Consider the following 25556-nt stretch of genomic DNA (forward strand, 5'->3'; position numbering starts at 1 on the left):
TTATCGCTTAACAGCGCGTTGCAATCGGAGATCCAATTGTGGCTGAGCCAGCTGATCACCGACTGAAGACCCCATGGACCCAAGGGATTGCCCTTGGGTCAGGGGTCTCGAATGGCCTCTTAACGCAGGCCGGCGATGTAGTCGGACACGGCCTTGATCTCTCGGTCGTTCATCTTGGCAGCCACCTGGGTCATCTGGATGCTGTTCTTGCGAATGCCGTCACGGAACTGCAAGAGCTGAGAGGTGGTGTAGTCGGCGTGCTGACCCGACATGCGGGGGTACTGGGCAGGCATGCCGGCTCCGTTGGGCGAGTGGCAGCTGGCGCAGGCCGCGATCTGGCGGTCTGGAATGCCACCGCGGTAAATGCGCTCACCCAAGGCCACCGTGTCTTTTTCTTTGGCAAAACCAGGCTTGGCAGGCTTGGAAGCCAGCCAATAAGAGATGTTTCGCATGTCGTCATCGCTCAAACCCGCGACCATGCCGCTCATCACGGCATTGGCACGCTTGCCCGATTTGAATTCGTGCAACTGCTTGATGAGGTATTCGGGGTGTTGCTGCGACAGCTTGGGATTGACCGGGGTGGTCGAGTTGCCGTCGGCCGCGTGGCAAGCCACGCACATGGCAAAAGCGGCTTCGCCTTTGGCAAGATCGGGTTTAGCCACCACGGGTGCAGGGCCGGCTGCCATCGCAGTGCTCGCCACCAACACAGTAAGGATGGTGGACATCAGGAGAGAAACTATTGACTTCATGGTCGTCGTCCAAAAGTTGGAAGAATGAGCGCAAAACCTCAAGATTCTACAATGAGGTCTGCGTCAGTTCCCTGACGATCCAAGGTCACCCTGATTTATGAGCTCCAGCCACCGCATTTCAAACTCTTCACCCCAAGCCGCGCCTGCCCCCCCCCCCGTGGTGACACCCATGGGCTGGATGCACACGGCCCGCTTTTTGACCACCGCCGCGCAGTTGCACCACCTGCCTGCGATGGACACCCCCGAGATCGCCTTTGTCGGGCGCTCGAATGCGGGCAAATCCACCTGCATCAACACCCTGACGCAAAAGAAACAGCTGGCGTTTGCTTCCAAAAAACCTGGCCGCACCCAGCACATCAACCTGTTTGCCTTGGGCAAGCAAGGCATCACCGACACCGTGCTGGCCGACTTGCCCGGCTACGGCTATGCCGCTGTGGCCAAAATGGACAAGTTGCGCTGGCAGCAAGTCATGGCCAACTACCTGGTCAGCCGCGAAAACCTGACGGGCATTGTGATGATGTGCGACCCACGCCACGGCCTGACCGAGTTGGACGACATCCTGCTCGAAGTCATCCGTCCCCGCGTGGAGCAAGGCCTGAAGTTTCTGATCATCCTGACCAAGGCCGACAAGCTGACCCGTGCCGACCAAGCCAAGGCCTTGTCGATTGCGCGGCTGCAGTCCGGTGGTGGCGAGGTCAAGCTCTTTTCTGCCCTGAAAAAACAAGGCGTGGACGAAGTGGCACAGCTACTGTGGGACTGGACGCACCCCATTGCGGGCAGTGCACCTGCTGAGCCGGCAGCCCCACCCGAGGACGAGCCTGAGGCGCTGGACGAATAATCCGCAGCTGTTCAGCTTGCGTCTTGCCCGTTCACTTTGGGACATTCAAACAAGCCCTCGTCTACAAGCGACCCATTTTGTGAACACCCCTGTCCAGACCTGGCAACGAGAATTGCCCCACGGCATCACCCTCAGTTGCCGCGCCTGCGGCGAACCCGGTGGCCCCGTGCTGCTTTTCCTGCATGGCTTTCCGGAAGCCGCCTGGGTGTGGGACCCTCTGCTGGTTCATTTTTCGAAACCAGAAAACGGCGGTTACCGCTGCGTGGCGCCCAATTTGCGGGGCTATGAACGCTCCAGTGCCCCCGAAGACGTCAAAGCCTATCGGGCCAAATTTCTGGTGCAAGACATTTTGGCCTTGACCGATATCGAATGCGGCGCCCAACCCTTGGCCGCCCTGATTGCCCACGACTGGGGCGGCGCTGTCGCCTGGAACCTGGCCAACCAACATCCTGAGCGCCTGCGCCAACTGGTCATCGTCAACTCACCCCACCCCGGCCCGCTGCTCAAGGCACTGCAAGACAATCCGGCGCAGCAAGCGGCCAGCGCTTACATGAACTTTTTGGTCCAGCCCGATGCCGCTGCCCAATTGGCCCACAACGACTTTGAACGCCTGTTTGGTTTTTTGACTGGACAAGACAACACGCTGACCTCACTGACAGCGCAGTCAACTGAGCCTGCCGCTCAAGCCGCTCCTTGGCTCACCCCAGAGCTCAAGGCGCAATACCGGCAGGTTTGGCAGCAGGGTCTGCAAGGCGGCCTCAACTATTACCGCGCTTCGCCTTTGCGCCCGACGACTGCAAGCGATGCGGGCGCCTTCGCCGTACAGATACCGCCAGAAGCGCTGCGCATCGACGTGCCCACGCTGGTGCTGTGGGCACAAAACGATGTGGCCCTGCTGCCCTGCCTGACCGAGGGGCTGGACACGCACATTGCCGATTTGAAATTGGTACCGATTGAGGACGCCACACACTGGGTGGTTCACGAGCACCCCGCGCGCGTGATCATCGAAATAGCCGATTTTTTAAAGCCCCAGGCTCAGTAAAACCCGTCTTCGCCCTCGGGCCGGGTCTTCAAGCGCCTGTGCACCCAGTAATACTGCTCCGGCATGGTCCGCACCCAATCGGCCAGCAAGAGGTTCATGCGGGTGGTGTCCAGCACCAGATCTGAACTGGGAAATTCATCCAAAGGCGCATGGACCTCGATGTCGTAGCCCAGAGACGTCATGCGCGTGACGACAGGCACCACGCGCGCGCCCACGGCCTTGGACAAACGCGACAAAGAGGGCACAGTGGCGGCCTTTTCGACCCCCATGAAGGGCACAAAAATCGATTCGGTCCGGCCGAAATCCATGTCGGGCGACAGGTGCAAAGGCTCACCTTTTTTGATGCCCGACAGTATTTGGCGCATGCCCTGGTGCCGAAAATAAGGCCGCACATTGCCTGAGCGCTCCCGCCCCTCGCGCACCCAGGTTTCGACTGCAGGTCGGGACTGCCCGACAAAAATAAAGGCCACAGGCCCGGGCACGTCCAGGGACACGGCCATGCCGCCTGCATCAAGACCGACAAAGTGCGGGGCAAACATGACCAAGGGGCCCGGAGCCCTTAAGGCCTGCACATCCCCCACCCAGCACAAGCGCTTGCGCACCAAGGCCTCGGGGGCATGCCACAGCCAGGACCTGTCCATCACCGACTGGCCGAAAACGATGAAATGCCGATACGCCAAAGCCTTGCGCTCGGGCTCGGACAACTCGGGCATGCACTTTTGCAGATTGACCAACACAATCTTGCGGCGCATGACCGCGAAATGCCACAGCAACCACCCCAAGCCGTAACCCACCGCCCGCACCCATGACAGGGGCAGACGGGCAAAAAGTCGCAACACACCGATCAACAAATTCACCATGGGGGTTTCAGGCTGGGGCCTGCCGCGGGTTTTTGTACCGGGCATAAGCCCAGATGTACTGCGATGGACACTGCAGGATCAGCGACTCCATGGCCTGGTTGATCTGCACCACGGCGGTGTCCAGATCGGCTGGCAGCTCATGCCCCAAGGCTTGCGTGTGCAATCGGTAACCGCGCCCCCAGGGCAAACGCTCGCCCCAGATCAGGACGATCCGGGCACCGGTTTGCAAAGCCAAGCGGGCTGCCAAGGTCATGGTGTAGGCCGGTTTGCCAAAAAAAGGCGCCCACTGCCCCATGCCCTCGGGCGGCACCTGGTCGGGCAGCAAACCCACGGCACGGCCCGAGCGCAAAGCCTTGATCATCTGGCGAACGCCAGCCAAGGTGGTGGGCACGGCCTCCAGACCCGGACGCTGACGCGCCAAGCTCATGACCTCACCCAAACCGTCATGGCGGGCGGGTCGATAAAGCACCGTCAAGGGCCCGTGCTGGGCAGAAAAACGCAGGGCCAGCGCCTGGGCGGTGATTTCAAAACAGCCCATGTGGGGGGTCAAAAACAGCACCCCTTGGCCGCTGGCATAAGCCTCAACCGCTGCGCGGTCCTCGGCCCACTCAAAGTGCGGCGTGACACCCAACCACAAGCGCGGCAACTCGGCCGACATGCGCCCAGCATGTCCCACAGCACCTAAAACGGTGCCCCAGCCCAAGCCTGCCTGGCGCACGTTGTCCATGAACCGGCGCCTGTAACGCGCCGAAAAGCACCAGGCCAACCATCCCCCCAAGGCCCCAAGGGCGTGCAGGGCCCACAAAGGCCAATGGGAAAAAAAACGGAACCAACTCAACATGGGGGTGATTTTGCCTTGAACTGGCCAGCACTCAGCGCACTGTTCGGCAGGGCTTGCTTCGGCCATGCCTGAACAGGCACAGACCGACTGCCGAAGGCTCGGCTACCGGTTTTTTCACTGGCCACTACCGGTTCATGCAAGCCCTGAACCACTTGCAGGGCCATAACATTCAAACAGCCCAAGAACGTCAAACCGCATCTTTTGCAACCCCATTGAGGAATTCACCTTGAAAAACACCCAGATCAACCAAGCCTATTTCAGCACCAGCCAGGCTGCCAAAATGCTCGGCCTGTCGGTAGGAACCATCCAGCGCATGGTCGAAAACGGCGTTTTCAAAGCCTTCGTCACCCAAGGTGGGCACCGGCGAATCCTGTCTTCTTCACTGAACCAGTACTGCAAACAACAAGGTTTTGCGACCCCGCTGGCCGCCTCTGACAAACCGCTGATTTGCATCCTGCATGACTGCGAACACCTGCCGCCCGACTTTGAGCAAATGGGCCAATGGGAGCAGGTCAGGGTGATCGCCAACCCTCTGGATTTGATGGGCATTCATCAAACAGTGGGGTCTTTTTTCATTGACGCCCGGATTCCATGGTTGCACACAGCCCCCCTGCACCTGCAAGACAACTTGATGCAAAACGCCCACATCGTGGTTTACAACAGCGCCCACCTGCCCTCCAACAGCCCATTGCGCCTGGCCAAAAAAATCAATTTGTTTGAAGGCGACGTCAGCACCGGTCTGGTCTATGGCTACATGCTGGGCAGTGCGCACGCCAGTGAGATCTCCACTTACCGCCCGACTCACCAGTAAAAAAAAGATCCGACCTTGAAATGGGTCCAAATTCCCTTATCATTAGCACTCGATGGAGTTGAGTGCTAACAACACCCTCCTCAGGTTTTAGCAGCACCCTTGCAGGTGCTTTTGTTTTTCAACCCTTGTTTCTTATCTAGGAGATTCCATGAAACTGCGTCCTTTGGGCGATCGCGTGATCGTCAAACGAGTCGAAAGCGAAACCAAAACTGCTTCGGGCATCGTGATCCCCGATTCCGCTGCTGAAAAGCCCGACCAAGGTGAAGTCCTGGCTGTCGGCCCAGGCAAAACAAATGACAAAGGCGAAACCAAAGCCCTGACCGTCAAGGTCGGCGACCGCGTTTTGTTTGGCAAGTACAGCGGCCAAACGGTCAAGATCGACGGCGACGAGCTGTTGGTCATGAAAGAAGAAGACTTGTTTGCAGTCGTCGAGTGATTTGCGGGACAGACCGAATGACGCGCGAAGCGCCCGTTCGCTCTGTCCTCAACTGATTGAAATTAAACCGAATTAGGAGCTTAAAAATGGCAGCAAAAGACGTAATTTTCGGCGGCGAAGCCCGCGCACGCATGGTTGAAGGCGTGAACATTTTGGCCAATGCGGTCAAAGTGACTTTGGGCCCTAAAGGCCGCAACGTGGTTCTGGAGCGTTCTTTCGGCGCCCCTACCGTGACCAAGGACGGTGTGTCCGTGGCCAAGGAAATCGAACTCAAGGACAAGTTGCAAAACATGGGTGCCCAGATGGTCAAGGAAGTCGCTTCCAAGACTTCTGACAACGCTGGCGACGGCACTACGACCGCGACCGTGTTGGCTCAAGCCATCGTGCACGAAGGCATGAAGTACGTGGCCGCCGGCATGAACCCGATGGACCTGAAGCGCGGCATCGACAAGGCTGTGACGGCCCTGATCGAAGAGCTGAAGAAGGCCACCAAGGCCACCACCACGACCAAAGAAATCGCCCAAGTCGGTTCGATCTCTGCCAACAGCGACCACAGCATCGGCGACATCATCGCCAAAGCCATGGACAAAGTGGGCAAAGAAGGCGTGATCACTGTGGAAGACGGCAAGTCTTTGGACAATGAACTCGACATCGTCGAAGGCATGCAGTTTGACCGCGGCTACTTGAGCCCTTACTTCATCAACAACCCCGAAAAGCAAGCCGCTTTGCTGGACAACCCCTTTGTGTTGTTGTTCGACAAGAAGATCAGCAACATCCGCGATCTGCTGCCCACACTGGAAGCCGTGGCCAAAGCCGGTCGTCCTTTGTTGATCATTGCTGAAGAAGTTGAAGGCGAAGCCTTGGCTACTTTGGTGGTCAACACCATCCGTGGCATCCTGAAAGTGGTCGCTGTCAAGGCTCCAGGCTTCGGCGATCGCCGCAAAGCCATGCTGGAAGACATCGCCATCTTGACTGGCGGCAAAGTGATCGCTGAAGAAGTCGGCCTGACCTTGGAAAAAGTGACTTTGGCAGATCTGGGCCAAGCCAAGCGCATCGAAGTGGGCAAGGAAAACACCATCATCATCGACGGTGCCGGTGCTGCCATCGACATCGAAGCCCGCGTCAAGCAAGTGCGCATGCAAATCGAAGAAGCCACTTCTGACTACGACCGCGAAAAGCTGCAAGAGCGCGTGGCCAAGTTGGCTGGCGGTGTGGCCGTGATCAAGGTCGGCGCTGCCACCGAAGTCGAAATGAAAGAAAAGAAAGCCCGCGTGGAAGACGCCCTGCACGCCACCCGCGCTGCAGTGGAAGAAGGCATTGTGGCTGGCGGCGGCGTGGCATTGCTGCGTGCACGTCAAACTGCTGGCACCATCAAAGGCGACAACGCTGACCAAGAAGCCGGCATCAAGCTGGTGATGAAAGCCATCGAAGCACCTTTGCGCGAGATCGTTTACAACGCTGGCGGCGAGCCATCGGTGGTGGTGAACGCTGTGTTGGCCGGCAAAGGCAACTACGGCTTCAACGCTGCCAATGACACCTACGGCGACATGATCGAAATGGGCATTCTGGACCCCACCAAAGTGACCCGCACAGCCTTGCAAAACGCAGCGTCTGTGGCCTCTTTGATGTTGACCACTGAATGCATGATTTCAGAAGCACCGAAAGAAGAGTCGGGCGCTGGCGGCATGCCTGACATGGGCGGCATGGGTGGTATGGGCGGCATGGGCATGTAAATGCCCCGTCTGTCACCTCGGGCTTGACCCGGGGTCCAAGACCTCAAAGCCCCGCAAGGTTTATGCCTTGCGGGGCTTTGTTCATTGGCGCCCAACAGTCGATGGGCAAGGCCTTCATGCGCTCAAACTGTCTGTGCAAACCAAGCCATGCCAGTGGACCCGTTATCAGAGCCGGATCAATGGACCCGTGGGTCACCGCTCATCAGTCCGTGAAATTGGCGGCGATGAAATTGCCTGGCAGCGTGAAGAACATGTAGAGCGTTTCTTTTGTTTTGTCCTTGGCGGCGGCGTCCTTGAAGGTCACTCGCCATTCCTTGCCGTTTTTGCCTTCCACTGCTTCGATTTTTTCTGGCTTCACAGCGCTCCAAGAGGCGTCGAGTTTGCCGCTTTTGACCAAGGCATCTTTACGTTGCACAGCACAGCCGCTCACGGTGGCGTCGGCAGCCGACTTGTTGCCGTGAAAGTGGCAGCTACCGCCCACAGATGCAAAAACAATAGAGGTCCACAAAACAGTGCTCAGAGTCAAGGAAAAAAAGATGATTTTTTTCATGGCGAATCTTTGAGTTTGAAATTTAAAAAAACGGGTTATTTCAGGGTGTTGCGACTGTCGTCGGTGGTGTTTTCAATGGCCATGTCTTCGTGAACATGCTGATGCTCTTGAACAGGAAAGCGAAAGCTGTCAGGTTGACTGTCGTGCTGGTAACCATGCAACTGCGTGAACAACAGGTAAATACCGGCATAGATCAGTGCCAGGTTGGCGATCTGGCTGAAGCGCTTGAACGAGGGGCGATTTCGCCACAGTGCCAGCACCCCGACCATCACGGTCAACGCGGCGATTTGACCCACTTCCACGCCCACATTGAAGCTCAAGATGCGCCACAACATGGCCACAGGATCGTCACCCAAAGGGATTTGTTGCAAGCGGGTAGACAGGCCAAAGCCATGCAAAAGACCAAAGCCAAAAACGGCCATCAACAAGTTGGGCGACTCCATGTCGAAATGTTTTTGAAATCCCCCGTTGTTGTCAAAGCCCTTGTAAATCACACTGATCGCAATGATGGCGTCCACCAAATAAAAGTTCCAGGTGATCTTGAAGTAAGTCGCCAAGATCAGCGTCATGCAATGCCCCAGCGTGAACACTGTGACAAATTTGGCAATCTCCCTGAAGGTGGTTAAAAAGAAGACCACTCCGAACAGGAACAGCAGGTGGTCATAGCCCGTGAGCATGTGGCTGGCACCCAGGCCGACATATTGAAAATAACCACCGTCCAGCATTTGCTGACGGTCTTCTTCCGAAATGCCATGCGCCCAAGCCAAGGGGGTCAGGGCGCACAGCAACAAGGCCATGAGTCGCCCGGAAAAGATGTTCGTCATCGGTCAAATTGAATTGGAACAATGGAGCGTGCTGGCTTGCATGAGGGCCTCACATGGCCACCACTTCGATTTTCACCACCCAGTAGGCACCGTTTTCCTGCACCGCCTGGAAGCGCACCTTCCGGCCTACCTGCAAGGGGTCAAGCTGCTCGGGATTCTTGACCTGAAACACCATGCTCATGGGCGGCATGTCCAGATTTTTGATTTCGCCGTGTTTCAGCGCGACCTTGCGCGCCACCTTGTCGATGCGCCGCACCTCTGCTGTAGCCCAAGGCAACGTGCTTGCCCCATCGCTTGCGCGTTGCAGGCCGCCTTGCTGCGCCATGCGGCGCAGACCGGGGTAGTGTTGAAAGCTTTTGCTGCTGCCATCTTTTTGCACCAGCAGCACGTCATAGGCGTCTTTGCGGCCTTTGTATTCGGGGCCGTCCATGCCGGGGCTCCCAATGGGCATGCCAGGCACCGACAGGCCCAGGGCGAGTGGCCGCTCCTTGATCAGGCGGTGGATGTCGGCGGCGGGCACATGGCCTTCGATGACATAGCCACCCACGGTGGCTGTGTGGCAAGAGCCGAGTTTTTCGGGCATGCCCAGTCGCTTGCGAGCGGCGGTGTTGCCAACGTCGCGCACCTCGACCTTGAAACCGCTGGCCTGCAAGTGCTCCACCCACAGGTGGCAGCAGCCGCAGTTGGGGTCTTTCCAGACCTGCACTGTGGTCGCTTGTGCCAGTGCGTTGCGTTGAAAACCGGTGAGCGCCAACAAGGCGGCAGCTGCAAGCCAATGGCGTCTTTGCATGACGGTGAATGTTGAATGGGGCATGGTCTTTTCCCTCACTTGACGGTGATGAGACCGACCATGCCCGCTTCAAAATGGCCCGGTATCAGGCAGGCAAATTCAAATGTGCCCGCACGGTTAAAGTTCCAGACGATAGCGCCTTTATGGCCTGGTTCCACATGCGCCATGTAAGGCTCGTCGTGTTCCATGCCAGGGTGCTTTTTCATCATCGCGGCGTGGGCTTTGAGCTCTTGCGGCGTGCCGATCACAATCTCGTGCAGCACTTTGCCCGCGTTCACCGCCACCAGACGCACAGTCTCTCCAAGCTTGACCTGAATCTGGTTGGGCGCGAAACGCATGTCATCGGTCATGCGGATTTCAACCGTGCGTTTTACTTTTTTCAGGTCCCCAGCGATGCCCCAATCTTTTTGCTCAGCGGGCGAAAAACTCTGCGCTTTGGCATGGTGCGCCTGGTGGGCATTTGGAGAGTGCGCGTAAGCCACTGGCAGGGCCAGCAGGCCAACGCTCAGCAACAATAAATAGAGTGGTTTTTTCATGAAAATTCCTGGAAGGTCAATGTGATGGTTCAAGTTTTGAATCGACGCAAGCTGTCTTAAGCTCCATCAGTGGTGCTTATGATTTTCAGGCTTGCGTGCACTGCCTGCGGTTGCCGCAGCCGGCGAGGTGGCTGCATCCGGTGCACGCGTTGTGGACGCCATCGGGCCGGCGTATTCGTAGGATTGCGTGCCGGGCGGTTGTGCGTAATCACCGGGGTCGCTGTAGTTGCCCGGCTTTTGATCAGCCCGGACTTTCAGCGTGGTGAACATGCCGCCCATCTCGATGGGGCCATAAGGCCCAGTGCCGGTCATCATCGGAAAAGTGTTGTCTGGCAGCTCCATTTCCATCTCGCCCATGTCGGCCATGCCACGCTCGCCCATGACCATGTAGTCGGGGATGAGCTTCTGGATTTTTTGTACCAGACCCCGGTGATCCACGCCGATCATGGTGGGCACATCGTGCCCCATGGCACCCATGGTGTGATGGCTCTTGTGGCAGTGCATGGCCCAATCACCGGGCTCGTCAGCGATGAACTCCAGCTGCCGCATCTGGCCTACGGCCACATCGGTGGTCACCTCGGGCCAGCGCGCCGTTTTGGGAACAGGGCCACCGTCGGTACCGGTGACTTCGAACTCAATGCCGTGAATGTGCACCGGGTGATTGGTCATGGTCAGGTTGCCCACACGCACCCGAACGCGGTCGTTCAAGCGTGCCACCAGCGGGCTGATGCCCGGAAAAACCCGGCTGTTCCAGCTCCAGATATTTTGGTCCAGCATGGTGTTCACATTGGGGGTTTTGGCACCCGGTGTCACGTCAAAGGCGTTGAGCAGAAAGGCGAAATCGCGGTCGACATCGGCGATCAGCGGATGCTTGCCTTTGGGGTGGGTGATCCACAGACCCATCATGCCCATGGCCATTTGCGTCATCTCATCGGCGTGTGGGTGGTACATGAAGGTTCCTGGCCTGCGCGCCACAAACTCGTACACAAAGGTTTTGCCCACCGGGATCTGTTTTTGGTTCAAACCGCCAACGCCGTCCATGCCATTGGGCAGGCGCTGGCCATGCCAATGCACCGTGGTGTGTTCCGGCAATTTGTTCGTCACGAAAATCCGCACCTTGTCACCTTCGACCACCTCAATGGTCGGGCCGGGGCTTTGGCCGTTGTAACCCCACATGTTGACGACAAAGCCAGGGGCCATTTCGCGCACCACTGGCTCAGCCACCAGGTGGAACTCTTTAACCCCGTCCTTCATGCGAAAAGGCAAGGTCCAGCCGTTCAAGGTGACTACCGGCCTGTAGGGGCGTCCGGCCCCGGTTACACCCGGGGGTGTCCAGGGTGGGGCGGTATTGGCATGGGTCTGAATGACAGGTTCGGGCAAAGTGGCCAGCGCGCTGCGGCTGACGGTGGCGGCGGTGACAACTGACCCCGCAACGGTGCCCGCAGCGGCCATGGCTTTTTGGAAAAAATCTCGGCGTTGCATGGTCAGTGTCCTGCAGTTCGGTTGTTGGAGGGATTGGCGGTGTCCGTCGCATTGGCGCTGTCCGCATAGGGCAAGCCCGCCAGCACGGCCATCAGGTCGGCATGGGCGAGCCAGCGCTGACGCTGCGCCTGCAAGGCGGCGTCCACGCTGTCGATGCGTGTGCGGGCGCTGGCCAGCAGGTCCCAGGTGCTTTTGAGCATGCCGTTGTAACGCAGAAGAGTCTCCTGCGAGAGTTCGGTGTGCAGGCGCAGCACCTGAGCCTGCGTGTACTTAGCCATCTGGCCTGAAACCCGTAATGCGTTCAGGGCAAGCTGTACATCGGCACGCACCTGCCGCGCCAGCCGGTCGGCCTGCAGTCGGGCTTGCAGGGCGTTTTCAAAGGCATGGCCCCACCGCATGGTGCGCGAGTCCCACAGGGGCAGTTCCTGCCCGGCCAAGTCCTCCAGGTTTTTTTGCGCCGCCTGCAGCGCTTGTGCATTCAAACCGAGCCCTGTCATCAGGCGATGGGCGTGCTGGTCAGCCAGTGACCAGCGCAAATGGGCCTGCAGGGCCTGCGCCTGCAGAGCAGCCACAGCCTCCGGACTCAGTTCAGCCTGCCCATCGACAAGCGAATGCGCGGGCAGATCCACCGGCAAGTGCGGGGGCAACTGCTGCGCCAGCGCCTGCGGTGTCATACCCGCACCGATGCGATGCCACAAAGCCTGCAGCGCGCGATCGGCCTGCAACTGCGCCTTGTCTGCACGTGCCCTCGCATCCCACAATGCCAGTTCTTCCCCAATTTGACGGGCCCGGCTCCAGTTGCCCACTTGTGCCATGCGCTGGCCCAGTTCAGCACCAGCTTGTGCCACGGCAAGAATGTCCTGACTGTGCGCCACGGACTGACGTGTCACCACCGCATTGACCCAAAGCCTTTGCGCATCCAGCCGCACAGCCGCCACTTGCTGGCGAACTGCGCCCTCCTCTGTGGCACTCATGCCGGGCTTGAGCCATTTGCCCTCGTCCTTCAGGACCAGACGCATGGCTCGCTCCAGCGTCAGCTGCCCCGCTTCGGGATGAGGGGGTTCGCCCGGCATCGGCGGCATGTTCTTTTGTTCCCAACGCAGCAGGTCCACGTGGCCACGCGGGAACTGCTCGACAGCCCGGTTGGCGTCCTGCCAGGTAAGGTGTGGCTGGCCTGTGGTGGTCGATGGCACTGAAATCGACGGGTTACTGGACTGATGGCCATGCACATGGGCAGAGGATGGTGTTGTTGAACTGTGGGTTTGCGCCCAGGCAGCAGGACTTATGCCGACCAGCAGCACAGCACCCAAGGTCCAGCGACCGAGGGCACATTTCGAAAGTGGATTCATGTCAATTTCCTGAAAAGACGAACACGGCATTTGACCGCCTTGGCAGCGGGCAGACGCAACTGTGGCGTGAGGTTCAGGAAATGGGGGGCTTGATCAGCGGGGGAGACGAGCGGACCACATGCGCCAAAGACGCTCCGACAGGCAGCGGGTGGGCCTGAAAAACTGGCATCACCAATGGCCACTGCGTCAGGCTCAAGCCTTGGTGGCATACGCCGCACAACTGGCAATTGCCATCGTGGCAATCTCCTTGTTGGACGGATGCATCGAGCAGCGCAAGCTGAGCGTGGGCTTCGTGCAAGGGCTCCACCAAGGCCTCATGGCAGTCGTGCGCAGCATGAGCTTCGTTGTGATGCGCCGGGCTGACAGTCGCCAGGACTGGAAGATGGTGCGAACTGCTTGCCGTGATCGGCATCCACGAACCCGCCCACAGCCGCAAGGGGATCAGGCACAGCAGAAAGCAAAGGAAAAGGCTACGCATGGTGAAATCATAAGTCAAGCACCGCCAGGTCCGGGGTTTTCGGTCCGAATGACCGTTCAGAAACCGCCCTCAGACAAAGGCATGCAGGCGCCCACGTTGGTCATAAGTGGTCAAAAAAGGCTGGGCATTTCTGACCGATGCACTGGATGAGGTGCAGTGAATCAAGGGGACCGAATTCCGGGGGCGTGGGGCACGGCAACTGACGTCATAGGCCCGTCGCTCCTCGGGCTGGCTCAACACCTTGTAGGCATGGTTGATGCGCACCATCTTGGCGGCCCACAAAGGAGAAACGACCCCCTGGCGGTCAGGGTGGTACCGTTGAGCCAGGGCTCGGAACGCCGCCCGAATGACATCGGTTTCGGCCTGCGGTGTGACACCGAGTTCTGCGTAAAGGTCCATGAGCTTGTCCATGGACGAATCATAAAATATGAATACATTTAAATTAACAATAATTGAAACTTAAACGTATCAAATTGTTAATTGCAAACTTTAAATCACCCGATGCCTCGCCTTGCCGCAAATGCCTCAAGTGCGCAGGCGCTGCAGCAATGCCGCTGTTGAAGCATCCAGCCCGGCCACATCGCCCGAAACCATGCGCGCATGGACATCCCGGGCCAGCATCTTGCCCAGTTCCACACCCCATTGGTCAAAGCTGTTGATGCCCCACACCGAACCACTGACAAACACACGGTGCTCTTGCAAAGCAATCAAGGCCCCCAGACTGGTGGGCGTCAATTCGTCCAGCAGCAAGAAGGTGCTGGGCCGGTTGCCTGGAAAGTGGCGGTGACCGCCAGCATCTGACTGGCCCAGCATCAGCGCCTGTGCCTGCGCGATCGCGTTGGACAACAACTGCACATGGTGGTCTTTCAGGCTGTGGGCAGGCTTTTTCACGGCAATAAACTCCAGCGGCACCGTGTCGGTACCCTGGTGCAACATCTGAAAATAAGCATGCTGGCCGTTGGTACCCTGCTCGCCCCACAACACTGGCGAGGTGCCATAGGGCAGCGCATTGCCATTGCGGTCCACGCGCTTGCCATTGCTCTCCATTTCCAGCTGCTGCAAATACGCCGGCAGCCTGCGCAAAGCGCTGTGGTACGGGCCAATGCTGCGGCTGTTGTAGTGCATGAAGTTGCGGTACCAGACATCCAGCAAGCCCAGCCGAACGGGCAGGTTTTCTGCCAGATCGGCAGTCTGGAAATGCCGGTCCATGGCGTGCGCCCCAGCCAGAAAATCCCGAAAACCTTGAGCCCCGATGGCCATCGCCAATGGCAGTCCAATGGCCGACCACAGCGAATAACGCCCACCCACCCAGTCCCAAAAGCCGAAGGTGGTGGTGATGCCAAACCCGGCTGCTGCCGCCACGTTGGTGGTCAAAGCTGTGAAGTGGCGCGCCACATCGGTACCGCCCTGCGCCTTGAACCAGGCCAGCGCCGAGCGAGCGTTGGTCATGGTCTCCAGGGTGGTGAAGGTTTTCGAGGCGACCAGGAAAAGCGTGCTTTGTGGCTTCAGGCCTTTGAGCACCGCAGCCAGCTCATGGCCATCCACATTCGAGACAAAGTGAAAGCGTTTGCCTGGCAGCACAAAATCTTGCAGGGCCAGCACCGCCATCTGCGGGCCCAGGTCAGAGCCGCCAATACCGATGTTCACCACATCGGTGATCTGCGCATCAGCGCGAACCTGCTCGGCATAGGCCAGCATGGGCTTGAGGGTGTCGTGCACCTGCTTCAAGGGCGCTGCCAAATCACCAGACAGAGAACCCTCGGGCTGGCGCAGCAGCCAGTGCATCACTGCGCGGTCTTCGGTGTTGTTGATGTGCTCGCCACGGAACATGGCGTCGCGGTGCGCGGCCAATCCGGTCTGACGGGCCAAGGCTTGCAACAGCGCTTCGGTGGCCGCATCCACATGGTTTTTCGACAAGTCGGCAAACACATGGGGCGCTGACTGGCTCAAAGCTTGGGCGCGGCGGGCGTCTTGCGCAAAGGCGGTGCGCAAATCAAAACCTGCAAAGTGGCTGGCATGAGTTTGCAAGGCTTGCCATGCCTCGGTCTGGTCGCAACGCATCTCAGGCTTTCTGCATCAAGGCTTCAAGCTTGACCGCATCAGCGCAGAAAGCGCGAATGCCTTCGGCCAGTTTTTCGGTGCCCATGGCGTCCTCGTTGAGGGCCAGACGAAACGACGCCTCGTCGTAGTGCACAGCTGGCAAATCCAGGCCCTTGGCGGCTTGCGCGTCCAACGCCAAGTTCAAAGGCGCCTCGCTGGCGGCCAGTTGTGCAAGCAATTCAGGGCTGATGGTCAGCAAGTCACACCCGGCCAAAGCCGTGATCTGGCCGATGTTGCGAAACGACGCCCCCATCACTTCAGTCTGGATGCCGTGCTTTTTGTAGTAATTGAAGATGGCCCGCACTGACTGCACGCCGGGGTCGTTCGGACCGGATTTGGCGGCTTCGTCCCAGGAGGCGCTAGCGGTTTTTTTGTACCAGTCGTAAATACGGCCCACAAAAGGCGAAATGAGTTGCACCCTCGCTTGCCCGCAAGCCACCGCCTGGCAAAACGAAAACAACAGCGTCAGGTTGGTGCGAATGCCCTCGCGCTCGAGTTCGGCCGCAGCTTGAATGCCCTCCCAGGTCGAGGCGATCTTGATCAGCACGCGCGCACGGGCAATGCCTTGCGCTTCGTACAGACCCATGATGCGGCGCGCACGAGCCACGCTGGCAGCCGTGTCAAAGCTCAAGCGGGCATCGACTTCGGTAGAGACCCGACCCGGGATGGTTTTCAGAATCTCACAGCCAAATCGCACCAGCAGATGGTCCATCACCACGTCCAGCGGCTGCCCCCGGTGCACGGCCACGGTGTCGGCCAACAAGGGCGCGTATTCGGGTTTTTGCACCGCCTTCAAAATCAGGGAAGGGTTGGTGGTGGCGTCTTGCGGCTGAAACTGGGCCAGCTGCTTGAAGTCACCGGTATCGGCCACCACGGTGGTGAATTTTTTGAGGGCATCAAGTTGGTTCATGGTGTTGGATTCTCATGGATGCCAAGCCATCTTGGCCGTCATCAATTATGAAAGAGGTCTTTGCTGTGGTCGTGGTCAGTGTTGTGGGCGCGGTCGTCGCCCAATAGCTTTCGATTTCACAGGCTGTCTGGGCGTATAAAAATGGAAAGTGCTTGAATTATCAGTGAAACAAAGTTACATTACAAATCAATTTTTCATGTAACTCAAGAACAACATGGCATTTGATTTGGTTTTTTTTGGCGGCACGGGAGATCTGGTTTGGCGCAAACTCATGCCCGCCTTGCTTCAGGCCTTCAGGCACGACACCCTGCCTGAAGAGGGGCGCATCATTGGCGTTGGCCGTGACGACCTGAGCGACGAGCAATACCGCGCTCAAATTCGGTCCCGTTTTGAGCAAGTTGAGGGCGAAAAACGCCCCAAGCCCGAAGAGTTCGCCCGCTTTGCCAGCCTGCTTTGTTATGTGCGCATGGACCTGTCCAAGCCCGAGGCCTACGCCGCCCTGTCGGCCCGTCTGGCTGAGCACGAAACCGACACCGTGGTGATGTATTTGTCCACTGCCCCCAGCCTGTTCACCACCGTGTGCGAACAACTGGCGGCCAACGGCCTGAACACCCCCAAGACGCGCATCGTGCTCGAAAAACCGCTAGGCCACGACCTGGCCTCCAACCGCGCCATCAACGAGGCGGTGGGCCGTTTTTTCACAGAGCAGCAGATATTTCGCATCGACCATTACCTGGGCAAGCCTGCGGTGCAAAACCTGTTTGCCATGCGATTCGGCAACGCCTTGTTTGAGCCACTGTGGCGCCGCGAACACATCGCCAACATCCAGATCACCATGTCCGAAGAGCTGGGTGTCGAAAAACGTGGTGGCTTTTACGAAACCACCGGCGCGCTGCGCGACATGGTGCAAAACCACGCCCTGCAACTGTTGTGCGCCATCGCGATGGAGCCTCCCATCAATGCCCACGCCGACGCCATTCGCGACGAAAAACTCAAGGTGCTGCGCGCCTTGAAGCGCTGGACACCTGAAACACTCAGCCAGCACGTCATCCGTGGCCAGTACAGTGCTGGCAACATTGACGGCAAGGCCGTGCCCGCCTACCGGGACGAACCAGGCGTCAACCCGGCCAGCAGCACAGAAACCTTTGTGGCCCTGCGCACAGAAATTGCCAACTGGCGCTGGGCGGGCGTGCCCTTTTACATCCGCACTGGCAAGCGCATGGCTGCGCGTGAGGCACACATCGAGATCAATTTCCGGCCCACACCGCATGAGATTTTCAAAAGTCCTTCAGGACAGGTCAACAAACTGGTCATCCACCTGCAGCCCAAAGACGGGCTCGAACTGCACCTGTTTGCACAAGGCCAAAGCAAGCGCGGCCAGGGCAGTGGTGGCGTCACCCTGAGCCCGGTGCACCTGGACCTAGACTTTGACAAACGCTTTGGCAGCGAGCGAGTGGGCGCCTACGAACGCCTGTTGCTCGATGTGCTTGAGGGTCGCCTGAACCTGTTTGTGCGCAGTGACGAACAAGAGGAAGCCTGGCGCTGGGTCGAGCCGATCCTGCAACACTGGAAAGACGACACCATCAGCCCGCGCCCCTACGCCGCTGGCACCTGGGGACCGAGCGCATCCAGCGCCATGATTGCGCGCGACAGCTTTTACTGGAGCGAAGAAACTTAAACCGGAGACACCACACCATGCTCGACCGCATCAAGGCTTCTTTGCCCTCCCTGGCCCCGGCCGAGCAACGGGTGGGCAAGCTCGTGCTGGCCGACCCGCGCGCCTTTGCCAACCTGCCTGTCACCGAACTGGCCGATCGCTCGCATGTCAGCAAACCCACCGTGGTGCGTTTTTGCCGCAGCATGGGCTACGACGGCCTGTCCGACTTCAAACTCAAACTGGCGGGCAGCGTGAGCGAGGGCGTGCCCTTCATCCACCGCAGCGTGGATGCAGACGACAAGACCAGCGACATCGCGGTCAAGGTGATCGACAACACCGTGGCGGCATTTTTGAAGTACCGCAACGACGCCAGCTTTTTTGCTTTGGAGCATGCAGCAAAAGCCCTGGCCGCCACCCAGAAGACCAACCGGCGCATCGAGTTTTACGGTGTGGGCAACTCCGGCATCGTGGCCCAGGACGCACAGCACAAATTCTTTCGCCTGGGCGTCAACGCCATCGCCTACAGCGATGGCCACATGCAGGTCATGAGCGCGTCCATGCTTCGGCCGGGCGACTGCGCCGTGATCATCTCCAACTCGGGCCGCACCCGCGACCTGATGGATGCCTGCGACATCGCCAAAAAGCAAGGCGCCACCACCATCGTGATCACCGCCAGTGGCTCACCACTGGCGGGTGCTGGCAACATTCACCTGACCGCCGATCACCCCGAAGGCTATGACAAATACAGCCCCATGGTGTCACGCCTGCTGCACCTGCTGATCATCGATATTTTGGCCACCACGGTGGCGCTGCGCATCGGTGAAGAACTGCAACCCGTGCTGCGCGACATGAAAAACAACCTGCGCAGCAAGCGTTACACCTGAAAGCCTGGCCGCTGCGCGCCTCAGGCGCGCCAGTGCATCCGTATCGCCGTGCCGCGCTCGTTGCTCACCGGGCTGCGCACGCTCACCTCGGCGCAATGCTGGCTGGCGATTTCTTTCACAATGGCCAGGCCCAAACCACTGCCAGGCACGCCCGAAGGGGCTGCACGGTAAAAGCGCTCAAACACATGGACCTGGTGCTCGGGGGCGATGCCCGGGCCGTTGTCTTCGACTTCAAACCAGCGCTCGCCCACACGCACAGTGATGTGCGTGCCGACCGGCCCGTGGTGAATGGCGTTGTCGATCAGGTTGCTCAAGGCCTCGTGGAGCAAAAGGTCAACCGCCTGCACCTCGCAACGCGCCACTTGCGCCTCCAGCCCCAGGTCATCACCCTTTTGATGGGCACGCAGCAAATGCTCTTGCGTGACCCGTCTGGCCAAATCCACCAGATCGACGGTTTGTGGCGTGTGCATTTCGCGGGCATGCTCCACACGCGTCATGGCCAGCAACTGCTCCGTCAAGCGCACCGCATCGTCGGTGGTTTGACGCGCTGCCGACATCAAGGCCTGCGCCTGCTGGGGCTCGGTGTTGCGCTGGGCCAGCGCCAGCTGGGTCTTGAGGGCAGTCAACGGTGTGCGCAACTGGTGCGCGGCATTGTCCAGAAAACGCTTGCGGATCTCGATCAGTCGCCCCAACCGGTCCAGGTAACCGTTGAGCGTCTCCATCAGGGGCCGCAATTCACGCGGCAAGTCGGGCGGCTGAATGGGCAAAAAATCGTCTTCGGCCTTGTTCGCCAGTTGCTGCCGAAACGCCTCCAGCGGCCGAATGCCGCGCTGCACACCCCAAACGACCAAGCCCGCAGCAGCCAGCAACAACAGGCCCTGGCTGCTCAAGGTGTCCCACAAAATGCGTTGTATGAGTTGCTGGCGCGCCTCCATGGTTTCAGCCACCGTGATTTTGATAAGGGGCTCAGTCAGGCCTGCGTCTTCCATGACGTGCGTCAGCTGTGCCAGCCGCACGGGCTGGTTCAGGTATTGCCCATCGTCGAACTGCACCAATGCAAAATATTTCACCGCTGACAAGGTGCGCACAGGGGCATCGGGCAAGGCGGCTACACCCGCCAGCCATTGGCCTGCTGGCGTGGTCACTTTGTAAAACAAACGCGAGCCGGTGTGGTTTTCAAACAGATAGCCTGCAGCCTTCATCACATCCAGCTGAACGCGCCCATCGCGCCATTCCAGTTCTTCGGCCAAGGTGCGGGCGGCCAGGTACAAGGAGCGGTCATAGGCCTCGTTGGCCGCCTGCACCGCGTTGCCATAGCCCACCCAGGCGTTGATGCCGATCAGTCCCACCAGTGGCAGCAAGATCCAGCCAAGCAGTCGTGTGCGCAAAGACGCAGCAGCGTGGGCCTGGCGTGGGTGGAAAAAAGACATGTCAAGCCTGCCCTGAAGGCAAGGTCAGCATGTAACCCATGCCTCGGAACGTGGTGATCATCACGTTCGAGGGCTGCCCGGACTGGGCCGCCCCCGATTCAAGTTTTTTGCGCAAGCGGTAAATCAGAACCTCCACTGCGTCCAGCCCGGTGGCCTCGTCGGCAAACACCTCGGCATGCAATTGCTCTTTGCTGACGGTGCGCTGGGGTGACTCCAGCAACACACGCAATGCAGCGGCTTCGCGCTTGGTCAGCGCCAGCATCTGGTCGTGCAGGTGAACGGCACCGGTCTCGGGCTGCAACGCGAGCGGCCCCCATCGCAGCGCGCTTGTTTTGGCGCGGCCATGGCGCCGCAGCAACACCTGCAAACGCGCCTCCAGTTCGCTCAGGTCAAACGGCTTGGGCAAATAGTCATCGGCCCCCATGTTCAGCCCCAGCACCCGGTCGGGCACGTTGGCCCGGGCCGTCAGGATCAAGACGGGCACCGCATCACCCCTTGCACGCAAAGCTTGTAGAACGCTCAGACCATCCTGGCCAGGCAACTGCAAGTCCAGCAAGACGGCGTCAAACCCGTGCCTGGGCTGCAGGCAGCGATCGGCCGCCAGCCCATCGGTCGCAAAGTGAACATCCATACCGCCTTGGCGCAGGGCAGTGCCCAGCCACAAGGCGATGTCGGGCGTGTCTTCCACCAGCAAAATTTTGGGCGTCATGTGGAATTTGAGGGTTTTTACCGAACGCAATTGACAGGTGTTTGACAGTTTGGCGCCAGCACCGACACCAAAATTCATGCACCTGCCTAAGGCGCGCGCCCGGCTTTGTGTTTTTTCATTTTTACACAGGAGACCCTCATGTCCATTTCAAAACGCGACTTCCTGGCCCTCGGCGCTGCCGCTGGTGCATCGTTGAGCCTGCCCGCCTGGGCTCAGGCCAAGCCACTCATTGCCAGCATCAACATGTTCGTGCCTGCCGCACCCGGCGGCGGCTGGGACGGCACCGCGCGGTCCATCGAGCGCGCCGCCAAGGCCGCAGGCCTGGTCGGCAACATGCAGTTTGAAAACGTGGGCGGCGCAGGCGGCATGGTCGGCCTGCCCCGCTTTGTCAACCAGCGCAAAGGCCAGGGCAACACCCTGATGATTGGCGGCTCGGTCATGATCGGTGCGGGCATTGCCAACAAAAGCCCCGTCACCATCAAAGACGTGACCCCTATTGCCCGCCTGACCGAAGAAGCCGGCGTGATCGTGGTGCCCGCCAACGGCAAGATCAAGACCTGGAAAGAACTCGAAGCCGCCATCAAGGCCAACCCCAAAGCCGTCTCGGTTGCGGGTGGCAGCGCAGGCGGCACCGACCACCTGATTTTGGGCATGCTCATCAAGGCCCTGGGCAAGAACCCGCGTGAAGCAGCCTACGTGGCTTTTGCAGGTGGTGGCCCCGCCAACGCGGCCATTCTGGGCGGCCAGGTGGTGGCTGGCATTTCGGGTTACTCCGAATTTGAAGAGCAAATCAAGGCCGGCCGCATGATCCCGCTGGCCGTGTCGGGCAAGCGCCGCATTCCTGGTGTGAACTTGCCCACCCTGACTGAGCTGGGCATCAACGTCACCGAATCCAACTGGCGCGGCGTGTTTGCGCCACCCGGCATCTCGGCTGCACAACGAGAAGCCATGATCGACTTCGTCACCAAACTCAACGCCTCAGCCCAGTGGCGCCAAGAACTCGAAACCCGCAAGTGGACCGACGCCTTCATGACCGAGCGCCCGTTTGAACGCGAGCTGGCCAAGGACATCGAAGAAAAAATCGTACTCATGAAAGAACTGGGTCTGGCATGACCCCCTTGCGCGTTGCACTGTTGCTGGTCACCCTTTGCGGGGTGGCCGCATGGCAGGTCACGGTCATTCCTGAATCCCTGATGCAGATGACCGTTGGCCCCGTGCTGGCACCCGGTGTGATCGTGGCCGCACTCAGCGTGCTGGCCGTGCTGTACGGCATCAGCGCCTGGCGCGGTCGCCAAACCGACGAAAGCCACGCGCCCGACCAATCGCCTTTGCCAGGCGCCAATCGCCGTGTGATCAGCTTGTTGGGCGGCGGCGCGGCCTTCATCGCCCTAGTGATTCCGCTGGGTTTTGTCATCCCCGGCATGCTGTGCGGCATGGGCGTGGCCCGTGCTTTTGACGCCCCCCTGAACCTCAAGTCGGCTCTGGTCTGCGGCACCGTTGCCAGCACATTCTGGTTTGTCTTTGCCAAACTGTTGGGCGTGGGTCTGGGCCCTGCACTGCCCTGGCTGATTTGACTCAGGTCTAGGCCCGCTTAAAGCTGAGCGCTCAGCCGCGACGTTTTCACGTTTTTTCGATCGGATACCCCATGGAAGCTTTTGACGCCCTGATGGGTGGCTTTGCCATTGCCTTGCAACCCACCACCTTGATGTGGGGCTTTGTAGGCTGCTTCATCGGCACGCTGGTGGGTGTGCTGCCGGGCATTGGCCCGGCGCTCACCATCGCTTTGCTGCTGCCCCTGACCTACCACGTGCCCGCCACCAGCATGTTCGTCATGTTCGCAGGCATTTATTACGGCGCCGCTTACGGCGGCTCCACCACCTCCATCTTGCTCAACACCCCTGGCGAGTCTGCCGCAGTGGTCACCGCGCTCGAGGGCAACAAAATGGCCCGCAACGGCCGCGCAGGCCAAGCACTGGCCACAGCGGCCATTGGCAGCTTTGTGGCGGGGACCATCGGCACCCTGGCCTTGACTTTTGTAGCCCCCTGGGTGGTCGATGCAGCGCTGGCTTTTGGCCCGGCCGAATACTTCAGCCTGATGGTGTTGTCCGTGGTGGCCGTGTCGGCCGTGTTGGGCAACTCGATGCTGCGCGGCCTGGTGGCGTTGGGCTTGGGTCTGCTCTTGGGCATGGTGGGTGTCGACCTGCAAACCGGGCAAGCCCGCTTTACTTTTGGTCGCCCCGAATTGCTGGATGGCATCGAAGTCACCGTGGCCGCTGTGGGCCTTTTTGCAGTGGGTGAAGCGCTGTACCTGGCCTGGCAAGGCCGTGAAGCCAAAGCCGGCGAGGTCATGAAAATGTCGGGCAGTCTGTGGCTCAGCAAGCAAGACTGGGCGCGCTCCTGGAAAGCCTGGTTGCGGGGTGCCTTCTTTGGCTTTCCGATCGGTGCCATGCCCGCAGGTGGGGCCGAGTTGCCCACCTTGCTGTCGTACTACACCGAGAAAAAACTCTCCAAACACCCCGAAGAATTCGGCCATGGCGCCATCGAAGGTGTGGCAGGCCCGGAAGCTGCCAACAATGCCGCGGCTGCGGGGGTGTTGATGCCCTTGCTCACACTGGGCATCCCCACTTCAGCGACGGCGGCCATCATGCTCTCGGCCTTTGAAGGCTACGGTATCCAGACCGGGCCGCAGTTGTTCAGCCAGCAAGGCAGCCTAGTGTGGACGCTGATTGCCAGCCTCTATATCGGCAACGTCATCTTGCTGGTGCTCAACCTGCCGCTGGTCAGCCTCTGGGTCAAACTGCTCAAGATCCCACCGCCTTGGTTGTACGCTGGCATCATCGTCATCTCGACGGCAGGGGTTTATGGCGCGGGCAACTCGGTGTTCAACGTCGGCTTGCTGTTTGTCTTCGGCTTGCTGGGCTATGTCATGCGCCGCTTTGACTTTCCGGCAGCGCCGTTGATCGTGGGCTTGATTCTGGCCCCTCTGGGTGAGCAATCGATGCGCCAGGCCCTGACCATCAGCCAAGGCGAGTGGTCCACCTTCTTCACCCGGCCACTGTCTGGCAGCTTGATGGCGGTGGCTGCGCTGCTGCTGATCGTGCCGCCACTCTGGAAGCGCTACCGCGCCACACGCTGACGGGAACGGTCATACCCACGCCCGTTCTGTCGTGCACGGCAACAAGGCCATCCATGCGCGCCGAAGGCATGGCCCACGATCAATCCTTTTTCTTTTGGGTTCGTCGGCTTTGCAGCATGTCCACGTTCATTTCGCCATCGAGTGCCGAGGCGTAAAAACGCTCAATCATCTGCACCGATGTGCGGGCATTGCGGGCCAGCGTCAGCATGTCGATGCCTTGCCCATACAAGAGCCGGAACATGATGGAGGTGTGGCGCAGGCAATAAAGCGTGCGCAAACGGCCCAGTGAATCCATCGGTGACACACCCGCCTCGCGCATCACCCATTTGAACCAAAAACCCAACACCGCCAAGGCGTAATTTCGGTCTGTTTCTGCGGGTAAAAAAACATAGTCATCAGGCCTGCCAAAACCCAGACTTTGACCATGCGCCAAGGCAGATTCATACACCTGCACAGCAGGGCGCAAAGGCACCATCGGCGTGTCATGGCGTTTGATTTGCGGCAAGTTCATGCGCAGATACACGCTCTTGCCACGAACTACCTGCACGTGCTTGTTCTTGAGTTGACGCAAATCACCAGGCCGCACAAAACTGTTCACCATGAAGCGGATCGCCCAAGCCATGTCGGGGGGCAAATTCAAATGGCGCGGCTGCACCCAAAATCGCTCTCGATGACCCGTCGAAGCCTTGATTTCGGGGGCTTTGCTGCCCCATCTGGACAAACGGTGGGCGGTGCGTACCATCGCCGCATACTCTTTCAAGCTCAGCATCGAACGCGGGCGACTGGCCACCTTGATCGACGGCAGTTCGGGCACCTCACGCAAGAAACCGTGCCGGATGGCCAATTTAAGCAGTTTGCGCACCACCTGAACCTGCCCCTGTTTGACGTACTGCTTAGCCACTTCATTATGCGGCCTTCAATTGCTGTGCCGCGTCCCAGCGTTTTTCAAACTGCATCGGACTGACGTAGCCCAACGTGGAGTGCAACCGCCGGTGGTTGTAGAACGTCAGCCAGTCAATCACCTCATCCATTGCCTGCCTGCGGGTTGCAAACCTCTGTCCGTACAGCCTGCCCACCTTCAAGCGACCCCACAGACTCTCCGTAGGTGCGTTGTCCCAGCAGTTTCCCTTGCGGCTCATGGAACTTCTCATTTTGTAACCCGCCAGCGTGCCCTGGAACTCATGCCCGCAGTATTGGCTGCCTCGGTCCGAATGGAAGATCAGGCCTGGCGCTGGCTGACGCCGGAACCATGCCATCTTTAACGCGTCTGTCACCAGGCTGCTCTGCATGTGAGGCTGCATGCTCCAGCCCACCACCTGTCGGCTGAACAGGTCTATCACTGCTGCCAAGTACAAACCAGCCCTCGTCGGTGGCGATATAGGTGATGTCTCCCGTCCAGACCTGGTTAGGG

The 25556-nt window shown here is 59.4% G+C and carries 26 protein-coding genes and 2 pseudogenes; 10 read left to right on the plus strand and 18 right to left on the minus strand.

Annotated elements, in window-relative coordinates; genetic code table 11:
- Positions 1 to 119: 119 nt before the first annotated feature.
- Positions 120 to 749, minus strand: coding sequence for a cytochrome c (locus B9Z45_RS13980; RefSeq protein ID WP_108407834.1), 630 nt, complete (start codon positions 747 to 749; stop codon positions 120 to 122).
- Between the two features lie 169 nt (positions 750 to 918).
- Between B9Z45_RS13980 and yihA the strand changes: the two genes are divergently transcribed.
- Together yihA and B9Z45_RS13990 are read left to right on the plus strand one after the other, a co-directional pair.
- A complete protein-coding gene (gene yihA, locus B9Z45_RS13985; RefSeq protein ID WP_108407858.1) occupies positions 919 to 1587 on the plus strand; it encodes a ribosome biogenesis GTP-binding protein YihA/YsxC in 669 nt (222 codons plus the stop codon).
- A 79-nt stretch (positions 1588 to 1666) separates the two neighbouring features.
- On the plus strand, positions 1667 to 2629 hold the full coding sequence (locus B9Z45_RS13990) for an alpha/beta fold hydrolase (RefSeq protein WP_233252208.1): 963 nt from the start codon (positions 1667 to 1669) through the stop codon (positions 2627 to 2629).
- On the opposite strand, the gene B9Z45_RS13995 is transcribed toward B9Z45_RS13990, so the two are convergent.
- Both B9Z45_RS13995 and B9Z45_RS14000 read right to left on the minus strand, forming a co-directional pair.
- Entirely contained in the window at positions 2623 to 3489 is an 867-nt protein-coding gene (locus B9Z45_RS13995; protein ID WP_108407835.1) for a lipid A biosynthesis acyltransferase, read from the minus strand. The genes B9Z45_RS13990 and B9Z45_RS13995 overlap by 7 nt on opposite strands.
- 7 nt (positions 3490 to 3496) lie before the next feature.
- The gene (locus tag B9Z45_RS14000; RefSeq protein WP_108407860.1) at positions 3497 to 4330 is read right to left on the minus strand and encodes a lysophospholipid acyltransferase family protein; all 834 of its coding nucleotides are present in this window, start codon (positions 4328 to 4330) and stop codon (positions 3497 to 3499) included.
- A 226-nt stretch (positions 4331 to 4556) separates the two neighbouring features.
- On the opposite strand from B9Z45_RS14000, the gene B9Z45_RS14005 reads away from it, so the two are divergent.
- The 3 genes from B9Z45_RS14005 (at position 4557) to groL (ending at position 7310) form a co-directional block, all read left to right on the plus strand.
- Entirely contained in the window at positions 4557 to 5141 is a 585-nt protein-coding gene (locus tag B9Z45_RS14005) for a helix-turn-helix domain-containing protein (RefSeq protein ID WP_233252209.1), read from the plus strand.
- Between the two features lie 148 nt (positions 5142 to 5289).
- On the plus strand, positions 5290 to 5577 hold the full coding sequence (gene groES / locus B9Z45_RS14010; protein ID WP_108407836.1) for a co-chaperone GroES: 288 nt from the start codon (positions 5290 to 5292) through the stop codon (positions 5575 to 5577).
- 86 nt (positions 5578 to 5663) lie between these two features.
- Positions 5664 to 7310, plus strand: coding sequence for a chaperonin GroEL (groL, locus tag B9Z45_RS14015; protein ID WP_108407837.1), 1647 nt, complete (start codon positions 5664 to 5666; stop codon positions 7308 to 7310).
- A gap of 202 nt (positions 7311 to 7512) precedes the next feature.
- On the opposite strand, the gene B9Z45_RS14020 is transcribed toward groL, so the two are convergent.
- From B9Z45_RS14020 to tal, 11 genes and pseudogenes are all read right to left on the minus strand, one after another.
- Entirely contained in the window at positions 7513 to 7860 is a 348-nt protein-coding gene (locus B9Z45_RS14020; RefSeq protein WP_108407838.1) for a DUF6488 family protein, read from the minus strand.
- 35 nt (positions 7861 to 7895) lie between these two features.
- On the minus strand, positions 7896 to 8684 hold the full coding sequence (locus B9Z45_RS14025; RefSeq protein ID WP_108407839.1) for a HupE/UreJ family protein: 789 nt from the start codon (positions 8682 to 8684) through the stop codon (positions 7896 to 7898).
- 49 nt (positions 8685 to 8733) lie between these two features.
- Positions 8734 to 9009, minus strand: coding sequence for a copper-binding protein (locus tag B9Z45_RS17410; protein WP_233252211.1), 276 nt, complete (start codon positions 9007 to 9009; stop codon positions 8734 to 8736).
- Positions 9010 to 9024: 15 nt separating this feature from the next.
- Positions 9025 to 9498 (minus strand): annotated as a pseudogene (locus tag B9Z45_RS17415) (DUF411 domain-containing protein); the annotation flags it as partial.
- 11 nt (positions 9499 to 9509) lie between these two features.
- Positions 9510 to 10010: a plastocyanin/azurin family copper-binding protein gene (locus B9Z45_RS14035; RefSeq protein WP_108407841.1), complete on the minus strand. Its 501-nt coding sequence runs from the start codon at positions 10008 to 10010 to the stop codon at positions 9510 to 9512.
- Positions 10011 to 10076: 66 nt separating this feature from the next.
- The gene (locus B9Z45_RS14040; protein ID WP_108407842.1) at positions 10077 to 11492 is read right to left on the minus strand and encodes a multicopper oxidase family protein; all 1416 of its coding nucleotides are present in this window, start codon (positions 11490 to 11492) and stop codon (positions 10077 to 10079) included.
- Positions 11493 to 11494: 2 nt separating this feature from the next.
- The gene (locus tag B9Z45_RS14045; protein ID WP_108407843.1) at positions 11495 to 12841 is read right to left on the minus strand and encodes a TolC family protein; all 1347 of its coding nucleotides are present in this window, start codon (positions 12839 to 12841) and stop codon (positions 11495 to 11497) included.
- Positions 12842 to 12914: 73 nt separating this feature from the next.
- Positions 12915 to 13319, minus strand: a complete 405-nt coding sequence (locus B9Z45_RS14050) for a hypothetical protein (protein WP_108407844.1) — start codon at positions 13317 to 13319, stop codon at positions 12915 to 12917.
- 69 nt (positions 13320 to 13388) lie between these two features.
- Positions 13389 to 13730: a J domain-containing protein gene (locus B9Z45_RS14055; RefSeq protein WP_108407845.1), complete on the minus strand. Its 342-nt coding sequence runs from the start codon at positions 13728 to 13730 to the stop codon at positions 13389 to 13391.
- Between the two features lie 114 nt (positions 13731 to 13844).
- Positions 13845 to 15380, minus strand: coding sequence for a glucose-6-phosphate isomerase (gene pgi, locus B9Z45_RS14060; RefSeq protein ID WP_108407846.1), 1536 nt, complete (start codon positions 15378 to 15380; stop codon positions 13845 to 13847).
- A 1-nt stretch (position 15381) separates the two neighbouring features.
- Complete coding sequence (gene tal, locus B9Z45_RS14065) at positions 15382 to 16329, minus strand: transaldolase (protein WP_108407847.1); 948 nt, start codon at positions 16327 to 16329, stop codon at positions 15382 to 15384.
- A gap of 214 nt (positions 16330 to 16543) precedes the next feature.
- On the opposite strand from tal, the gene zwf reads away from it, so the two are divergent.
- Both zwf and B9Z45_RS14075 read left to right on the plus strand, forming a co-directional pair.
- A complete protein-coding gene (gene zwf / locus B9Z45_RS14070; protein ID WP_108407848.1) occupies positions 16544 to 18007 on the plus strand; it encodes a glucose-6-phosphate dehydrogenase in 1464 nt (487 codons plus the stop codon).
- A 17-nt stretch (positions 18008 to 18024) separates the two neighbouring features.
- Positions 18025 to 18870: a MurR/RpiR family transcriptional regulator gene (locus B9Z45_RS14075; protein ID WP_108407849.1), complete on the plus strand. Its 846-nt coding sequence runs from the start codon at positions 18025 to 18027 to the stop codon at positions 18868 to 18870.
- Between the two features lie 20 nt (positions 18871 to 18890).
- Here B9Z45_RS14075 and B9Z45_RS14080 read toward each other — a convergent pair whose 3' ends face one another.
- Complete coding sequence (locus tag B9Z45_RS14080; RefSeq protein WP_108407850.1) at positions 18891 to 20300, minus strand: sensor histidine kinase; 1410 nt, start codon at positions 20298 to 20300, stop codon at positions 18891 to 18893.
- 1 nt (position 20301) lies between these two features.
- A complete protein-coding gene (locus B9Z45_RS14085) occupies positions 20302 to 21009 on the minus strand; it encodes a response regulator transcription factor (protein WP_108407862.1) in 708 nt (235 codons plus the stop codon).
- 138 nt (positions 21010 to 21147) lie between these two features.
- Here B9Z45_RS14085 and B9Z45_RS14090 point away from each other — a divergent pair, with 138 nt between their 5' ends.
- From B9Z45_RS14090 to B9Z45_RS14100, 3 genes are all read left to right on the plus strand, one after another.
- On the plus strand, positions 21148 to 22122 hold the full coding sequence (locus tag B9Z45_RS14090) for a tripartite tricarboxylate transporter substrate binding protein (RefSeq protein WP_108407851.1): 975 nt from the start codon (positions 21148 to 21150) through the stop codon (positions 22120 to 22122).
- Positions 22119 to 22583 (plus strand): tripartite tricarboxylate transporter TctB family protein, encoded by a 465-nt coding sequence (locus tag B9Z45_RS14095; protein ID WP_108407852.1) that lies wholly within the window; start codon positions 22119 to 22121, stop codon positions 22581 to 22583. Before B9Z45_RS14090 ends, B9Z45_RS14095 begins: the two co-directional genes overlap by 4 nt.
- A gap of 71 nt (positions 22584 to 22654) precedes the next feature.
- Positions 22655 to 24145, plus strand: a complete 1491-nt coding sequence (locus B9Z45_RS14100) for a tripartite tricarboxylate transporter permease (protein WP_108407853.1) — start codon at positions 22655 to 22657, stop codon at positions 24143 to 24145.
- 79 nt (positions 24146 to 24224) lie between these two features.
- On the opposite strand, the gene B9Z45_RS14105 is transcribed toward B9Z45_RS14100, so the two are convergent.
- Positions 24225 to 25046: a hypothetical protein gene (locus B9Z45_RS14105; protein ID WP_233252210.1), complete on the minus strand. Its 822-nt coding sequence runs from the start codon at positions 25044 to 25046 to the stop codon at positions 24225 to 24227.
- A 4-nt stretch (positions 25047 to 25050) separates the two neighbouring features.
- A pseudogene (locus B9Z45_RS14110) lies at positions 25051 to 25556 on the minus strand (IS3 family transposase); the annotation flags it as partial.

This window comes from Limnohabitans sp. 2KL-17 (assembly GCF_003063415.1).
Classification (GTDB): Bacteria; Pseudomonadota; Gammaproteobacteria; order Burkholderiales; family Burkholderiaceae_C; genus Limnohabitans_A.

Bases quoted from the DNA above. Each gene is read 5' to 3' on its own strand.
- B9Z45_RS13980 (WP_108407834.1), bottom strand. From the start codon at position 749: ATGAAGTCAATAGTTTCTCTCCTGATGTCCACCATCCTTACTGTGTTG.
- yihA (WP_108407858.1), top strand. From the start codon at position 919: ATGGGCTGGATGCACACGGCCCGCTTTTTGACCACCGCCGCGCAGTTG.
- B9Z45_RS13995 (WP_108407835.1), bottom strand. From the start codon at position 3,489: ATGGTGAATTTGTTGATCGGTGTGTTGCGACTTTTTGCCCGTCTGCCC.
- B9Z45_RS14000 (WP_108407860.1), bottom strand. From the start codon at position 4,330: ATGTTGAGTTGGTTCCGTTTTTTTTCCCATTGGCCTTTGTGGGCCCTG.
- groES (WP_108407836.1), top strand. From the start codon at position 5,290: ATGAAACTGCGTCCTTTGGGCGATCGCGTGATCGTCAAACGAGTCGAA.
- groL (WP_108407837.1), top strand. From the start codon at position 5,664: ATGGCAGCAAAAGACGTAATTTTCGGCGGCGAAGCCCGCGCACGCATG.
- B9Z45_RS14020 (WP_108407838.1), bottom strand. From the start codon at position 7,860: ATGAAAAAAATCATCTTTTTTTCCTTGACTCTGAGCACTGTTTTGTGG.
- B9Z45_RS14025 (WP_108407839.1), bottom strand. From the start codon at position 8,684: ATGACGAACATCTTTTCCGGGCGACTCATGGCCTTGTTGCTGTGCGCC.
- B9Z45_RS17410 (WP_233252211.1), bottom strand. From the start codon at position 9,009: ATGGCGCAGCAAGGCGGCCTGCAACGCGCAAGCGATGGGGCAAGCACG.
- B9Z45_RS14035 (WP_108407841.1), bottom strand. From the start codon at position 10,010: ATGAAAAAACCACTCTATTTATTGTTGCTGAGCGTTGGCCTGCTGGCC.
- B9Z45_RS14040 (WP_108407842.1), bottom strand. From the start codon at position 11,492: ATGCAACGCCGAGATTTTTTCCAAAAAGCCATGGCCGCTGCGGGCACC.
- B9Z45_RS14045 (WP_108407843.1), bottom strand. From the start codon at position 12,841: ATGAATCCACTTTCGAAATGTGCCCTCGGTCGCTGGACCTTGGGTGCT.
- B9Z45_RS14050 (WP_108407844.1), bottom strand. From the start codon at position 13,319: ATGCGTAGCCTTTTCCTTTGCTTTCTGCTGTGCCTGATCCCCTTGCGG.
- B9Z45_RS14055 (WP_108407845.1), bottom strand. From the start codon at position 13,730: ATGGACAAGCTCATGGACCTTTACGCAGAACTCGGTGTCACACCGCAG.
- pgi (WP_108407846.1), bottom strand. From the start codon at position 15,380: ATGCGTTGCGACCAGACCGAGGCATGGCAAGCCTTGCAAACTCATGCC.
- tal (WP_108407847.1), bottom strand. From the start codon at position 16,329: ATGAACCAACTTGATGCCCTCAAAAAATTCACCACCGTGGTGGCCGAT.
- zwf (WP_108407848.1), top strand. From the start codon at position 16,544: ATGGCATTTGATTTGGTTTTTTTTGGCGGCACGGGAGATCTGGTTTGG.
- B9Z45_RS14075 (WP_108407849.1), top strand. From the start codon at position 18,025: ATGCTCGACCGCATCAAGGCTTCTTTGCCCTCCCTGGCCCCGGCCGAG.
- B9Z45_RS14080 (WP_108407850.1), bottom strand. From the start codon at position 20,300: ATGTCTTTTTTCCACCCACGCCAGGCCCACGCTGCTGCGTCTTTGCGC.
- B9Z45_RS14085 (WP_108407862.1), bottom strand. From the start codon at position 21,009: ATGACGCCCAAAATTTTGCTGGTGGAAGACACGCCCGACATCGCCTTG.
- B9Z45_RS14090 (WP_108407851.1), top strand. From the start codon at position 21,148: ATGTCCATTTCAAAACGCGACTTCCTGGCCCTCGGCGCTGCCGCTGGT.
- B9Z45_RS14095 (WP_108407852.1), top strand. From the start codon at position 22,119: ATGACCCCCTTGCGCGTTGCACTGTTGCTGGTCACCCTTTGCGGGGTG.
- B9Z45_RS14100 (WP_108407853.1), top strand. From the start codon at position 22,655: ATGGAAGCTTTTGACGCCCTGATGGGTGGCTTTGCCATTGCCTTGCAA.